8 protein-coding genes and 1 CRISPR repeat array are annotated in these 15,576 nt (G+C 64.7%); of the genes, 3 read left to right on the forward strand and 5 right to left on the reverse strand.

Going from position 1 to position 15,576, the window contains the following annotated elements; all coding sequences use genetic code 11:
* Window positions 1-189 precede the first annotated feature (189 nt).
* The 3 genes from C7456_RS10995 to cas2 all read left to right on the forward strand — a co-directional run bounded on the left by C7456_RS10995 (window position 190) and on the right by cas2 (window position 7,963).
* On the forward strand, window positions 190-5,847 hold the full coding sequence (locus C7456_RS10995; RefSeq protein ID WP_109723795.1) for an AAA domain-containing protein: 5,658 nt from the start codon (window positions 190-192) through the stop codon (window positions 5,845-5,847).
* 80 nt (window positions 5,848-5,927) lie between these two features.
* Window positions 5,928-7,649 carry a CRISPR-associated endonuclease Cas4g/Cas1g gene (gene cas4g/cas1g / locus C7456_RS11000; protein ID WP_109723796.1) on the forward strand — a complete coding sequence of 574 codons (1,722 nt, stop codon included), beginning with the start codon at window positions 5,928-5,930 and terminating at the stop codon, window positions 7,647-7,649.
* Between the two features lie 23 nt (window positions 7,650-7,672).
* On the forward strand, window positions 7,673-7,963 hold the full coding sequence (cas2, locus tag C7456_RS11005) for a CRISPR-associated endonuclease Cas2 (RefSeq protein ID WP_109723797.1): 291 nt from the start codon (window positions 7,673-7,675) through the stop codon (window positions 7,961-7,963).
* 228 nt (window positions 7,964-8,191) lie between these two features.
* Window positions 8,192-11,062: a CRISPR direct-repeat array (repeat unit 36 nt; unit sequence GTGATCCGGAGCGATTCGCTCCGGCCTCATTGAAGC).
* A gap of 135 nt (window positions 11,063-11,197) precedes the next feature.
* Here cas2 and C7456_RS11010 read toward each other — a convergent pair.
* From C7456_RS11010 to C7456_RS11025, 5 genes are all read right to left on the reverse strand, one after another.
* On the reverse strand, window positions 11,198-12,085 hold the full coding sequence (locus tag C7456_RS11010) for a cytochrome c oxidase subunit 3 (RefSeq protein WP_109723798.1): 888 nt from the start codon (window positions 12,083-12,085) through the stop codon (window positions 11,198-11,200).
* A 110-nt stretch (window positions 12,086-12,195) separates the two neighbouring features.
* Window positions 12,196-12,330: a hypothetical protein gene (locus C7456_RS17650; protein WP_281268518.1), complete on the reverse strand. Its 135-nt coding sequence runs from the start codon at window positions 12,328-12,330 to the stop codon at window positions 12,196-12,198.
* A gap of 55 nt (window positions 12,331-12,385) precedes the next feature.
* Window positions 12,386-14,002: a cytochrome c oxidase subunit I gene (gene ctaD / locus C7456_RS11015; RefSeq protein ID WP_109723799.1), complete on the reverse strand. Its 1,617-nt coding sequence runs from the start codon at window positions 14,000-14,002 to the stop codon at window positions 12,386-12,388.
* Between the two features lie 56 nt (window positions 14,003-14,058).
* Window positions 14,059-14,982, reverse strand: coding sequence for a cytochrome c oxidase subunit II (coxB, locus tag C7456_RS11020; RefSeq protein WP_109723800.1), 924 nt, complete (start codon window positions 14,980-14,982; stop codon window positions 14,059-14,061).
* 20 nt (window positions 14,983-15,002) lie between these two features.
* The gene (locus C7456_RS11025) at window positions 15,003-15,488 is read right to left on the reverse strand and encodes a DUF2244 domain-containing protein (RefSeq protein WP_245889840.1); all 486 of its coding nucleotides are present in this window, start codon (window positions 15,486-15,488) and stop codon (window positions 15,003-15,005) included.
* Window positions 15,489-15,576 lie beyond the last annotated feature (88 nt).

Consider the following 15,576-nt stretch of genomic DNA (forward strand, 5'->3'; position numbering starts at 1 on the left):
GGTGGCCGAATGAGCCATTCCCGATCTCCGCTGATCCAACTTGCCCACGTCGCCCTCCCCTGCTAGAACGGGCACCAGGCCGGCACAGGGGGGCCGGCGAGGAGTAGCCAGTAGCCATGGATACGTTATCAACGACGATTTGGTCATCGGCGACCAGCACGGGGGGCCGGCGAGGAGTAGCCAGTAGCCATGGATACAGGGAAGATCGCGACTGCCGCGCGCGTGCGCGTGGCGCTCGAGATACCGCTGCTCGATCGCCTCGCCCAGGACGCAAGGGTGGCCCTGATGGGCGTGCAATGCGCGCCACCCGAACCAGAAGCCGTGCGGCGCCAGTTGCTCGGGCGCGCGGTGCGGCTCACCGAGACGATGGCGCCAGCCGCCACTGCCGCCGCGAACGAGATTCGCGATGCGTTTGGCCTGCAGGCCGCCGTGGAAATCTACCAATCGGCCGGGCGCGAGAACGCCGCGATGCACCTGCTGCGCGAGCCGATCCTAATGGAGATCCAGGGACGCCTGCTGTCCCTGCTCGACAATGGCGCTCTGCGTGCCGTGATCGGTCACGAATTCGGCCACTTCATCGCGCACGGGCCGGATTCCCCGCACGCCCACGTCAGCGCACTGGCGACGTATCTTGCCGCCGCGGAAGATGTTCCGGGAGAAGTCGCACTGCTCGCCTCGATGCTGTCGATGGCGCGCGAACTGACCGCCGACCGCTACGCCCTGCTCGCCACCCGCGATCTCGACGCCCTGCTGCGCCTCGAGATGGTGGCGACCACGGGCCTGCCGGCCGAGGCCCTCGGCGGTGACACTGCGGGATACCTCGCGCAATGCCGCGAGCTGGTGGAAAGCTGCCTGGCCGATGGTGACGGCGCGCAAGGCGTCACGCACCCCGAACACGGCGTACGCGCCTGGGCAGCGTGGCTCTTCAGCGAATCCGATCTGTATCACGAACTGACCGGATGCGGCCCCGCCACGCGGGCCATTGCCGACGTCGATGCGTTGATCGAACGCGTGTTGCGTCGACCCGGTCTCGACGGCACGTTCCAATACCTGGAACCACCGCCGGCGGAGCTGCATGAACTGGCATTGGCATCGGCCGTGCTGGTCGCCATGGCCGACGAACTGCTGAGCGACGACGAGGCGGAGATTCTGGAAAGAACCTTCGCGCCGCTGGTACCCGATTGGCGCCGCCTGCTCGATCCGGATGAAGCGGCGCGCCGCGTCGAGGCGCTCGCGCCCGTTGCGAAAGCCTGGGGGGCGGCTTTCCTGAGGCCGCTATTCAACCTTCTTCATCATGTATTGATGGCCGACGGCGTGGTGGACGCACGGGAACTCATACGCGTGATCGAGATCGGCCGCCTGCTCGATGGCGAGGAGCTGTTCGGTTCGCTGATGCGCCCGGTCATGCGGCGTATCACGGTCGAGCGGCGCGAAGAAACAGCAACCAAACCCCTGCCCATCCGCACGCAAGACGCGCTTCCGGCGCTGGATGCCTATCTCGCCGCGATCGCTCGGCGGCGCGGCGCGCAAGTCACACTTCGCCGCCTGCTGCGCATGCTTGGCGGCACCGACCGCAACGACGGCGTGCTTGTCCAGATCGCCGCAGCGCTGGATCGCGCCGCACTCATGACCAAGGCCGATCTTTCCACGATCGACTTGGACGACGATTTCATCCTGACGCCCAGACACGCCGCGCCGACCGTCCCGCAGCAACCGCTGCCGACACGCGATGCGCTGCGCCGCGCGATCCGTCGCCTGCGCGATGAACTGGTCAGCGGCGACGGACACAGTCCCTCCGTGCGCCTGCGCGAAATCCGTACCGGGCGCGCATTCGATCTCGCCGCGTTGTCGCGCGTCTCGGTCGGGCACGGCGACCGCTGCCTCGCGCTCGCACATGAAGGGCGCCGCGTGACACTGGTACAAGGCGAGCAGGCCGGTCAATCGAAGGACGCGGCCATCCTGCTCCGCCAGCTCGTCGAACTGCGGCGGGAACACCTCGCCCGACGCGAGGAAACCGGCGCACGCGACCTGTACCTTGGCACCGGTTTTGTGCGCGGCGCAATAGAGGGTTATGTGGTGCGCGCGCCGTTGTTGCTGCATTCGGTGGAGCTTGAACCGGAGGGCAGCGGCGGCATGGCGCTGGTGCCCGTGCGTGACGAGCCTCCCGCCGCCAACCAGGCACTGTTCCGACTCATCCATCTCAAGGCGAATCTGCCGTTTCCCGACGATCTTGCGCACCGGCTCGATGCCCTGGCCGCGGATGCCAGCGCGGGTGCGCCCGCGCTAGCAGAGCACCTGCGCCAGATCGGCGTGGACCTGTTCGAGGTCGATGGCGACCTGCATGTGCTTGACCCGCTCGACGACGACGTGCCGGCCTGGACGGGCCGGCGGCTGGAGCTCGAAGCCTGTGCTGTCATCGGCTTGTTCCCACAATCCCGCTCCGAACTGCTGCACGACTACGAACAGCTGCTTGCCGATCTCGACCGACCGAACGCGGACGTCGGTGCCCTGCTCGGCTGTGCGAACGAACTCTTGCCGGCCTCGCTGCGGCAACCCGGCGCACCAGCCCCCTCCGCAGCCGTGCCGTCGGCGCCTGCGCTGGTGATCGGCGCAGATCCATCGCAGGTCGAAGTCGTGCGTATGGCCGGCGCCTTGCCGGCCCTCGTCATCGACGGACCGCCCGGCACCGGCAAGAGCCAGGTGATCGTGAACCTGGTCGCGGACGCATTGTCCCGCGGCGAGCGTGTCGCCGTCGTGTCGGAGAAACGCGCCGCGCTGGACGTGGTGGCGAACCGTCTGGCCGGCATCGGCTTCAGCAAGCTCGTGGGTGTCGTCCACGACGTGGCGGACGACCGCAAGGCGCTGTTCCGCAAGATTCACGCGCGACTGGAGCCGAAGGCGGAAGAACCTGATCCGGCTCCCACAATAGAAGCCAATGATCCCGCGCCGCTGGCCGAGCTGCTGCGCTCGCGCATCGCGCATGCGCGTTTCACGACCTCGGGCGAACCGACGCTGGGGCAGCTTGCCACTTTTGCGGCGGGTATCGCGGCCACGGTGCCGCCGAACATGCCACCGCTAGCCGACGTTCCCGCCGCGTCCGCGCTGAAGCTGGCACGTGCGGTGGCGGCTTGCCGCCCATGGGCAGACCTGCTGGCACCGGACAGTCCATGGCGCCCGACCGAAGGCAGGTCACGGCAATCGCTGGCCCCGAGTTCGCGCGAGACTCGTGCGTCGTTCGCGCAGGCGCTGGGCCACGCCGTGCAAACGGCCGAGTCCGTGGAAGTGCTGGCCGCGCGCCAGCACGTCGATCCGGCATTGTGTGCGCGGCAAGTCGACGCCATCCTGACCGGCAACAAGGCCTTGCAGTCGCTCAAGCAGACCGATGCGCTGCGTACGGCGCTGCTGGAAAACCGGGAGGATCTGTGCGGTCCGCTACTTGCCCTGCACGCGGAGTGGATGAGCGAATCTGCCGCCTGGCAGGCACATCCCGCGCCGGTACGGGTAAGCGCAAGCCCCGAATTCGCACAGGCCGTGCACACCATGCTGGCGCGCGGTACTTCGCTGCTGCGTTTCCTGTCACCGGACTGGTGGAAGGCGCGAGGAGCCATTACACGACAATTGCCCTGCGTCTGGCCCGATGCGTTGGGTCGCCGCATCGACACAACCCTGTTGCGCGATCTGCATCAGCGCTTGAGGCTCGCCGGGCTGTGGGTACGAGCCGACGCCGTCCTGGCGGAGACAGGATTGAGCCGCCATTTGAACGGCGATGCAAAGCGGATCGCACAGGCGCTTCAGGACGTGGCCGAAATCACCGATTCCGTGCGAACCTTGCGGCGCATACGCGGCGCGCTGGAATCGCTCGATGCGTGGTTGCCGCAGGATGCAGGCGCATGGCAAAAGGCCGTACTCGAGCGCTTCGCCGCCGCGCAGGCGTGGCGCAAGCACCGCGCCGCGATCGATGAGGCCGCCCGAATTTTCCACCACATCGATACCCGCACTCCGGTGACCGATTTGCACGACCTGCACCAACGCTTCATCGAACAATCCGACCGCGTGGCCGAACTGGACATATGCCTGGCCGAAGCCTGCGCCATCGACGGCTGCGGCGGCTCGATCGTCGCCGCCTGCGCCGACGCAAACACGCATCAATGGTCGGATCTCGTGCTGAAGGCGTGGGCCATTGATCGCGTGAAAGCTGCCGGGAACGACCTGCCGGCACACCTGCGCAGTGGCCACGTCGACGACAACGCGACCGAGCGTCTGAACGAAGCGCTCGAAACACAGGCGCTCGTTACCCGCCGTCGTATCCTGGAACGCGCGAATTCAACGCCGCTGCTCAAGGTGGCCGCCACCGGGAAATACGTGCGCCGGACACCGGAACAGGCCGCCCGCGAAAAGCTCCAGCACGAGACCGCGAGGCAACGCGGCCTGCCACCGCTGCGTACCTTCGTGCGCAACCATGTCGAACAGGGTCTATTCGACGCGCTTCCTGTCTGGCTGCTGTCGCCGGAAACACTGGCCGTACTATTTCCGCGCAAACCCGTGTTCGACATCGTCATCTTCGACGAAGCCTCGCAATGCACTGTCGCGAACGGCTTCCCCGCCTTGTTACGTGCGCGTCGCGTGGCCATCGCGGGCGACGATCGACAGATGCCGCCTACGTCCTTTTTCAAGGCCGCGCGCAACGACGGCGAGGACGAAGCGAGCAGGCAAGGCGAACCCGCTGACTTTCTGGAATCGGAATCGCTTCTCACCCTCGCGCGGCAACGCATGCCGTCGCGACGCCTCGATTGGCACTACCGCTGCCAGGATGAAGACCTGATCGCATTCTCCAATCATGCCATGTATGGCGGTTCGCTGATGACCTGTCCCGCATCGGCCAGGCCGCCGGTGCCACCGGCCATGCGCTGGGTGGCCGTGCCGGATGCCCGCTACGAGGATGGACGCAACGACGTCGAGGCCGAGAAAGTGGTCGATCTCGTCCACGAGCTGCTGGGCAGGTTGCAGCCGCCGACCATCGGCATCATCACGTTCAACCTATCGCAGCGACTTGCGGTGCTCGACGCCATTGACAAGCGGCGCGCCTCGGATGGCGAGTTCGCCCAGCGCTATGCAGCCGCGGAGGCGCACGAGCAGCTCGACGACCGCCCCTTCGTCAAGAACATCGAGAACGTGCAGGGCGATGAACGCGACGTGATCCTATTCACGCTGGGCCACGCGCCGGTGGAGCGGGTGCACAAAACGCGCGGTGTGCAGCGCTACGTGCCGGCCCGGTTCGGTCCGCTCGGGCAGCGGGGCGGCGAGCGGCGACTGAACGTCGCCGTATCGCGTGCGCGTGAGGAAGCTATCGTCGTCGCCTCGTTCCACCCGGATCAATTGAGCGTAGCACGTGCGAAGAACGACGGCCCACGCCTATTCAAAGCTTATCTCGAATACGTGCATCAATTGTCGTCCGGTGCGCGCACGCTTGCGGCACGTACGCTCGATCTCGTACGCACGCCATCGGACGCCGCAATGCCGACGGCAGCCACTCTCGCCCTTCCAGGTTTCGTACCGTTGGCCGGGCAAGTGGCCGAAGCGCTGTTGGCGCGCGGCATCGAAGTATCCATATATGTCGGCGCTTCACGCTTCAAGGTGGACGTTGCGCTCGAAGGCAGCCTCGACGGAAAGACGTACCAGGTCGCCATCCTGTGCGACGAAGGCGACGGCGACGACGGCGCTTACCGCCGTACGCAACGCGCAGCCGCACTTCGGCGACGTGGTTGGCGCGTCGTGCACGTCGACGGCGTTGAATGGCTGTTCGACCGCGAAACCGTGCTGACACGGATCGGAAGGGCGATGTCGTAGCCGTTCGCTCTGCGCTTGAAAGCGCGGGACAGCCAAGGCATCAGGACGATGACGGTCCGGCTACTTACGGAGAGGCGCAGATGGAGCCCAAGCAAGCGGAACTGGAACTGCCATTCCCTGAACTGGGCGGCGACCAGCCGCTGATCCCGGTGCGCATGCTCAACGAGCATGTGTACTGCCCACGACTTGCCTATCTCGAATGGGTGCAGGGCGAGTGGGCCGATTCGGTCGACACCGTGGACGGCCGTCACAAGCACCAGCGCGTAGACAAACCTTCCGGCGACCTTCCCGACGCTGACATTGCCGCAGAGGGACAGGCCGAGATTCATGCCCGCTCTGTCACATTGTCGTCCAACACGCTTGGATTGATCGCCAAGCTCGACCTGATCGAAGGCGAAGGCAATGTTGTCATACCGGTGGACTACAAGCGCGGCAAGCGCCCGCATACCGCGCGTGGTATCTATGATCCTGAGCGCGTGCAGCTTTGCGCGCAGGGACTGCTGCTCAGGGAGCATGGCTACATTTGTGAAGAAGGCGCCATCTACTACGTCGCCAGCAAGGAACGGGTGAGCGTCGCCTTCGACGAGGATCTGCTCGCCCTTACCCGCAACGCCATTGCCGAGTTGCGCGCGATGGCCGCCGGCGGACGCATCCCCGAGCCACTGATGGACAGCCCGAAATGCCCACGCTGTTCGTTGGTGACCATCTGCCTGCCGGACGAGGTGCAGTTCCTGCGGCGCGCCGAACTGTCGCCGCGGCCGCTGGCCGTGCCACATCACGAGGCCCTGCCGCTGTACATCCAGCATTACAGCGCCAAGCTTTCCAAGAAAGGGGAAACGCTGGAGGTGACCGACAAGGAAGGCCGCATACTAGCCACTGCTCGGCTTGGCGAAGTTTCGCAGGTGGTAATCCAGGGCAACGTCTACGTCACCACACCATGCCTGCAGGAACTGATGCAGCGTGATATCCCCGTGAGCTGGCATAGCTACAGCGGTTTCTTCTTCGGACATACTCAGGGCAACGGCCACAAGAACGTCGAATTGCGCACTGCGCAGTACCGTGCCAGCTTCAACGAAAGTACCTGTCTGCGAATCGCACGCGGACTTGTCGCCGCCAAGATCGCCAACAGCCGCACGCAGATCCGGCGCAACTGGAAGCCAGATGAAAAACCCGAGCGCCTGCTGACCGACCTGAAGCGCATCCGCCAGCAGGCCGAACGCGCCGAGAACCTGGAAATGTTGCTCGGCATCGAAGGCCACGCCGCTGCGCTGTACTTCGGCCACTTCCAAAAGACCCTCAAACCGGTCGCGATCGAGGACGAATCGCTGCTGGCCTTCGACTTCACCCAGCGCAATCGACGCCCGCCCTCCGATCCGGTCAATGCCATGTTGTCGTTTGCTTATACCATGCTGGCCAGAACTTGGACGACCACGTTGAGTGCCGTGGGATTCGACGCATTCCGCGGCTTCTATCACCAGCCGCGCTATGGCCGTCCTGCCCTGGCGCTGGACATGATGGAGCCATTCCGACCACTGTTGGCTGATTCGGTGGTCATGCAGGTCATCAATAACGGCGAAATACATCCCAGCGACTTCGTCAGCGCTGCAGGCAGCGTCAACCTTGATGCCTCTGGGCGCAAGCGCTTCATTGCCGCCTTCGAACGGCGGCTCAGCCAGGAGATCACGCACCCGTTGTTCGGCTATCGACTCAGCTATCGCCGGTTGCTGGAATTGCAAGCGCGGTTGCTTGGTCGTTTCCTGCTCGGCGAGTTGGACGACTATCCGAACTTCACCACTCGCTAGCTTTCGCACGCCGTGAGACGACCATGGACGAGCATCTGTACTTGGTGACCTACGACATCCGCGACGACAAACGTTGGCGCCGCGTATTCAAGCTCATGAAAGGATTTGGCGAGTGGCTACAGCTTTCCGTCTTCCAATGCCGCCTGAGCCGCCGTCGTCATGCCGAAATGCTGCAACTACTGGACGGTATCATCAACCGGCGCGTCGATGCCCTGTTGGTCATCGACCTGGGACCTGCCGACAAAGTCAAGCCCCGCGTGGTGAGCCTCGGAGACAAATTCGTACCCATCGAACGTGAGCCAATCATCGTCTGAGCACAGATTTGCGGGCAATCGCTGCTTCGCCTCACTTCTGCGAGCGCTTCGGTGATGGCGCGAAACGCTCCTACCGCTCGCAGGAATATTATCTTTGATAATCAGTATACTACCCGAACTTGGTGTATCATGATGTCAATCTTTGTTGTGTACACTGATGCCGTTGCAACACAGCGCTCGAGCTGTCGGAACGACAGCGTTCTTGAAACAGTGACTTGCGAGAGGGCTGTGATCCGGAGCGATTCGCTCCGGCCTCATTGAAGCCCAGGCGAGGTCTCAATCAATGCGCTCGGCTCCAGCTGTGATCCGGAGCGATTCGCTCCGGCCTCATTGAAGCCGGACTGGTCGTTGCGCCGGCGAATGCCGCCTACGCCGTGATCCGGAGCGATTCGCTCCGGCCTCATTGAAGCCTGAGGAAACGGGGGCAATGCTGGACGCGATTTGCATGTGATCCGGAGCGATTCGCTCCGGCCTCATTGAAGCGGCGCGGGTGATGAAAAAATGGATACCGGGGGCACAGTGATCCGGAGCGATTCGCTCCGGCCTCATTGAAGCTGTGAGAACAGGGGACTTAATCCTGATACCACAGAGAGTGATCCGGAGCGATTCGCTCCGGCCTCATTGAAGCTACCCCTCCGCCGGCTCGAACGAGAACGACCGCTACGGTGATCCGGAGCGATTCGCTCCGGCCTCATTGAAGCCCCCAGACCCGGCCGGTCTTGCTCTTCCACTGCTGGGGTGATCCGGAGCGATTCGCTCCGGCCTCATTGAAGCTACAACGCCCCCGTACCGCTGAATCCCATCCGCCGCAGTGATCCGGAGCGATTCGCTCCGGCCTCATTGAAGCGCGAGACCTGGGCAAAGGTCGCTGAGATCGCCCGCGGTGATCCGGAGCGATTCGCTCCGGCCTCATTGAAGCACCGACCTGATCCGTCTCGGCGTCGGCGTATTCGTCGGTGATCCGGAGCGATTCGCTCCGGCCTCATTGAAGCGACGGCCAGCGGCTCCTTTTCCTCGCCGACTTGAAGGTGATCCGGAGCGATTCGCTCCGGCCTCATTGAAGCCACGTATGGCGCGCCCCATGGGCGCGCTAGTTTCGGTGATCCGGAGCGATTCGCTCCGGCCTCATTGAAGCGAGGTGGGCGCCCCGTACATCTTCGAGGTGGCCCAGCAGTGATCCGGAGCGATTCGCTCCGGCCTCATTGAAGCATATTGCTCATGGTCAGTACTCCAATCGGTGTCGGGTGTGATCCGGAGCGATTCGCTCCGGCCTCATTGAAGCATAAGCTGATGCAGACGGATACCGCGGCCGCGGAAAGTGATCCGGAGCGATTCGCTCCGGCCTCATTGAAGCCAGTATCCGTCAAGTCATGGATACTACGCGCACCGGGGTGATCCGGAGCGATTCGCTCCGGCCTCATTGAAGCTGAGCGCCGGAGAAATCTCCATTTTTGGGTCACGGCGGTGATCCGGAGCGATTCGCTCCGGCCTCATTGAAGCTAAAGATAGCGGCTTTTCCTATTTGCCTACGCTCGCGTGATCCGGAGCGATTCGCTCCGGCCTCATTGAAGCCACTGGTTCTCGGCGTTCTGCTGATCCTGAAGCACGCGTGATCCGGAGCGATTCGCTCCGGCCTCATTGAAGCGGTTGTAGATGTCGTCGAGGGGCGAGAACAGGCGGCGGTGATCCGGAGCGATTCGCTCCGGCCTCATTGAAGCATCCTGATGTCGGCGACGCGCACAGGATCGGCGGTCGGTGATCCGGAGCGATTCGCTCCGGCCTCATTGAAGCGCTCATCCCCCTGCGGGGGAGTTCCCCCTCCGAATCGTGATCCGGAGCGATTCGCTCCGGCCTCATTGAAGCGGCGACGTGCGCGTGCTGCACGCCCTTGAGGGCGGCAGTGATCCGGAGCGATTCGCTCCGGCCTCATTGAAGCTGGAGGGTCTGGTGCTCGTAGTCGAGCACCGCCGGATGTGATCCGGAGCGATTCGCTCCGGCCTCATTGAAGCGAGTGTCGAGGCCACGGTAGCCATGAGCGATTCGGCCGTGATCCGGAGCGATTCGCTCCGGCCTCATTGAAGCCCGATATTCTCGTCGTCGCCCCACCGCTGGAAGGCGGTGATCCGGAGCGATTCGCTCCGGCCTCATTGAAGCGTCGTTTGCCGCCCGCACGATGCGACGCGCAAGGGAGTGATCCGGAGCGATTCGCTCCGGCCTCATTGAAGCAGAGGTGGTCAGGAAAAGATCGGCTCGATGCCGTGGGTGATCCGGAGCGATTCGCTCCGGCCTCATTGAAGCCTCGCGTTGCCGCTCACACCCGGCTCCGGATCGCCGGTGATCCGGAGCGATTCGCTCCGGCCTCATTGAAGCATCCCATTCTTGCCGAGCATATTTCAATTGGCGAACGTGTGATCCGGAGCGATTCGCTCCGGCCTCATTGAAGCAGCCAGCCGCTGACTGTCGCTTCAGTCGTGCGCGCAGGTGATCCGGAGCGATTCGCTCCGGCCTCATTGAAGCTGGTTGGTGGCCGTCCGTGGCCGTGGGCAATCAGGCCGGTGATCCGGAGCGATTCGCTCCGGCCTCATTGAAGCTGAAGCTCGCCGGTGCCGTTGTCGTTGGTATCGACGGGTGATCCGGAGCGATTCGCTCCGGCCTCATTGAAGCGCCTTGCCAGTCAGCTCGTATTCGTCAACGATCTCTGTGATCCGGAGCGATTCGCTCCGGCCTCATTGAAGCTGGCTCCAGAGATGCCCTTGCCCCTACCAATCAGCCCGTGATCCGGAGCGATTCGCTCCGGCCTCATTGAAGCCCGGTGCTCTGCTTCGCCGTCGCCTGCACCTTGTCGGTGATCCGGAGCGATTCGCTCCGGCCTCATTGAAGCGGGAAATGGTCCAGGACGCCCTCGACGTACTTCAGGAAGTGATCCGGAGCGATTCGCTCCGGCCTCATTGAAGCGTGGCCAGCAGGCGGTCGAAGCGGATATCGTGATTGGTGATCCGGAGCGCTCCGCTCCGGCATCATTGAAGGATCGCACGCGACAGTGGCGACTGCTCGATGTGCAGCATGATCCGGAGCGCTTCGCTCCGGCACCATTGAAGCTACGATTTTGTCATTGAGGTCGCGATCGTGCGCCGTGATCCGGAGCACTTTCACTCCAGCCTCATCGAAGCATACAGAAGACTCAGCTCACAACCCTGCCATCTATGACCGAAATCAATATCGTTTCAGCAGGCGTCAGAGGATGTAAACGAACATGAACAGCCCCAACCAAACCACGTCCACGAAGTGCCAGTACCAGGCCACCGCCTCGAAGCCGAAGTGGTGGTCCTTGTTGAAGTGGCCCTTCAGCACGCGCAGCCAGATCACCGCCAGCATGATCGTGCCCAGCGTCACGTGCATGCCGTGGAACCCGGTGAGCATGAAGAAGGTGGAGCCGTACACGCCGCTCTGCAGGGTGAGGTTGAGCTCCTTGTAGGCCTCGATGTACTCGTGCGCCTGGAACCACAGGAAGGTGGCGCCCAGCAGCACGGTCAGGCCCAGGAACAGCAGCACCTTGCCGCGGTGGCCGGCCTTCAGCGCGTGGTGCGCGATGGTGATGGTGACGCTGGAGGAAAGCAGGATCAGCGTGTTGAGCAGCGGCAGGCCCCACGGCGCGATGGTCTGGAAGTCGCCGCCGACGTGCTCGGGGCCGTTGCCGCCGGTGGCGCCCCAGGCCGCGCTGTACTGGCTCCACAGGAACTGGTGGGTGAGCACGCCGTGGCCCTCGCCGCCCAGCCACGGCACCGAGTAGCTGCGCGCGTACCACAGCGCGCCGAAGAACGCGCCGAAGAACATCACCTCGGAGAAGATGAACCACATCATGCCCATGCGGAACGAGCGGTCCACCTGGTCGTTGTAGTTGCCGGCCAGCGATTCCTTGATCACCGAGCGGAACCAGCCGAAGAACATCGCCAGGATGCCCAGCGCGCCGATCAGGAGCACCGTCTTGCCGAAGCCCGACTCGCCCGGTTCGGCGTTGAGCCAGTGTGCGGCGCCATACACGGTGACGAACATGACCACCGCGGCGACGATCGGCCATTGGCTCTTGGACGGAACGAAATAAGCGCCTTGCTGCTGACCCATGGTGAGATCCCCGTGGAATTCTCTTGATTTGGCTTACCACCCCGCCCTACCGCGCGGGTACTGCATGCGATGCGCCGCCGGCCGGGGCCGCGGCGCGCCGCTCCGGACCGCTACGAGATCCGCAGCATGCTCAGGATCGACAGCAGGAAGATCGCCACCGCGATCGTGCCGGTCACCCAGAGGGTGCGGCGCACGCCGCGCCGGCGTGCCTCCTGCTGCTGGTCCATCGTTTGCGGGCTCGTCATCGGTCCGGTTCCGCCGGGCGCGGCCGCCGCGGGGCGGCGCGCCCGGCCGGTCGCGTCAATCCTCGACGTGCCCGTGCGCCAGTTCCTCGTCGTGGATCACCGGCGGCACCTCGAAGGTGTGGAACGGCGCCGGCGACGGCACGGTCCACTCCAGGCCCTTGGCGCCTTCCCACACGCGGTCGGCGGCCTTCTTCTTGGAGAAGAACACGCAGTGGATCACCACGCCCAGGAAGATCAGCTGCGAGGCGCCGAACAGGAAGCCGCCGATCGAGCTGATCATGTTGAAGTTGGCGAACGCGACGTTGTAGTCCGGGATGCGGCGCGGCATGCCGGCCAGGCCCAGGAAGTGCTGCGGGAAGAACAGCACGTTCACCCAGATCACGCTGTTCCAGAAGTGCACCTTGCCCCAGAACTCCGAGTACATGTGGCCGGTCCACTTCGGCAGCCAGTAGTAGGTGGCGGCGATGATGGCGAACACCGCGCCGGTCACCAGCACGTAGTGGAAGTGCGCCACCACGAAGTAGGAGTCGTGGTACTGGAAGTCGGCCGGCACCAGCGCCAGCATCAGGCCGGAGAAGCCGCCGATGGTGAACAGGATCACGAAGGCGATGGCGAACAGCATCGGCGTCTCGAAGGTCATCGAGCCGCCCCACATGGTGGACACCCAGTTGAACACCTTCACGCCGGTCGGCACCGCGATCAGCATGGTGGCGTACATGAAGAAGATCTCGGCGCCCAGCGGCAGGCCCACCGCGAACATGTGGTGCGCCCACACGATGAACGACAGGAAGGCGATCGAGGCGATCGCGAACACCATCGCCTTGTAGCCGAAGATCGGCTTGCGCGCGAAGGTCGGGATGATCTCCGAGACCAGGCCGAAGGCCGGCAGGATCATGATGTAGACCTCGGGGTGCCCGAAGAACCAGAAGATGTGCTGGTACAGCACCGGGTCGCCGCCGCCGGCCGCGTTGAAGAAGCTGGTGCCGAAGTACTTGTCGGTGAGCAGCATGGTCACCGCGCCGGCCAGCACCGGCATCACCGCGATCAGCAGGAACGCGGTGATCAGCCAGCTCCACACGAACACCGGCATCTTCAGGAGGTCCATGCCCGGCGCGCGCATGTTGAGGATGGTGGCGATGATGTTGATCGCGCCCATGATCGAGCTGATGCCCATCAGGTGCACGGCGAACACCACGTAGGCCAGCGAGTCGGTCTGCAGCGCCAGCGGCGGGTACATCGTCCAGCCGCCGGCCGGGCCGCCGCCGGGCAGGAACAGCGTGGACAGCATCAGCGCGAAGGCGAACGGCAGGATCCAGAACGAGAGGTTGTTCATGCGCGGCAGCGCCATGTCGGGCGCGCCGATCATCAGCGGGATCATCCAGTTGCCCAGGCCCACGAAGGCCGGCATCACCGCGCCGAAGATCATCACCAGCGCGTGCAGCGTGGTCATCTCGTTGAAGAAGTACGGCTGCACCAGCTGCATGCCGGGCTTGAACAGCTCGGCGCGGATCACCATGGCGAAGCTGCCGCCGATGAAGAACATCAGCAGCGAGAAGACCAGGTACAGCGTGCCGATGTCCTTGTGGTTGGTGGACATGCACCAGCGGACGAAGAAGTTGGACGGCGCGCCGTGGTGCCCGTCGTGGTGGTCGTGGGTGGCTGCGTGGGCCATGGCCTTGCACCTCTACCTAATGCGAATGCTCTGGAATGGCGGACCGCGGAGCGCGGTCAGCCCTGATGCGCCGGGGCGGCTGGCACCTGCGCGGTGGCCGGCGCAGCGGCGCTGCCGGCGGCGGCCGGGGCCGGCGCGGCGGCGGGCTTCTGCTGCGCCGCCAGCCACTGCTCGAACTCGGCCTTCGGCACCGCCTTCACCACGATCGGCATGAAGCCGTGGTCCTGGCCGCACAGCTCGGCGCACTGGCCGCGGTACACGCCCGGCTCCTTGATGTTGGTCCAGGCGGCGTTGACGATGCCGGGGATGGCGTCCATCTTCCAGCCGAGCTGCGGCACCCACCAGGAGTGGATCACGTCGCCGGCAGTGATCACGAAGCGGATCTTCACGCCCACCGGCACCACCAGCGGGTGGTCCACGTTGAGCAGGTAGGTGTTCTCGCCGTTCTCCTGCACCGCCTTCGGGTCCAGGCCGGAGCGCAGCTCGCGGGTCTCGTCGCTCAGCGCGTCGAGCCGGGACATGAAGCCGACGTGCTCGACCGGCTTGCCCTGGTAGTCGACGTAGTCGTAGCGCCACTTCCACTGGTAGCCGGTGACCTTCACGGTCATCTGCGCGCCGGTGGTGTCGGCGAAGGTGGTCAGGCCGCCGGTGGCCATGTAGGCCAGCACGATCAGGATCAGCACCGGGACGGTGGTCCACACGATCTCGAGCATCGTGTTGTGGGTCCACTTCTCGGCCACCGCGCCGCGCGACTTGCGGAAGCGGAACATGGCGATGAACATCGCGCCGAACACCAGGATGCCGATCGCCACGCACACGCCGAGGGCGACGTTGTTGAGCAGGTAGGGCCGGTACGACCACTCGGTCACGCCGCGCGTCATGTTCAGCTGCCCCGGCCGGGGGTTGGCCCACGCCGCGCCGGCGAACAGCGCACAGACCGCCGCCGCCCATGCCTTGATCCTGATGCCGCCAGAAGTCATGTCTTGCACCTTTGTTGAACCTACCTGCGCGGCTGGCCCTGCATCCCGGCCAGCAGCACCTTGAGTTTCCCCGACAGCTCGGCGCGCTCCTCCTCGGCGAGGAAGCTGCCGATCTCCAGCTCGCGCCCGTGCGAACGCAGCAGGAGCCGGTTGTGTCCATGCCCCGGCGCCAGCCGCACGCGCACCCAGTAGGACTGGAAACGCACGCGCCGCCGCCCGGGCAGGGATTGCACCTCCAGCGACGACGAGTCGAGGGTGATGCGCTCGCTGCGGTCCCCCGCGCGCCAGGCCCGCCCGAGGGCGAAGGCCACCGCGAAGGATTCCACCAGGGCGAACAGCGGGGCGAACACGTTGCCCTGCCACGCCCCCAGTCCGGCCGTTGTCAGCGCCAACACCGCCAGCACCACGATCAAGCGACGCAGGCCGCGTCGGCTGAGTGCGCGGTTGGGCTTGAGCCACAGCGTCACGCACGGCAGGCCGCCGTCGGCAGGTCGAAGCACGATCATGGAAGATCCGGCGTGCCTGGAACGGCGGAATGATAGGCCCCACCGACCCCGGCCGGCAAGAATGTCGCACCCGCTTGACCTGGATCAG

The sequence above is a fragment of the Fulvimonas soli genome (assembly GCF_003148905.1).
GTDB lineage: Bacteria > Pseudomonadota > Gammaproteobacteria > Xanthomonadales > Rhodanobacteraceae > Fulvimonas > Fulvimonas soli.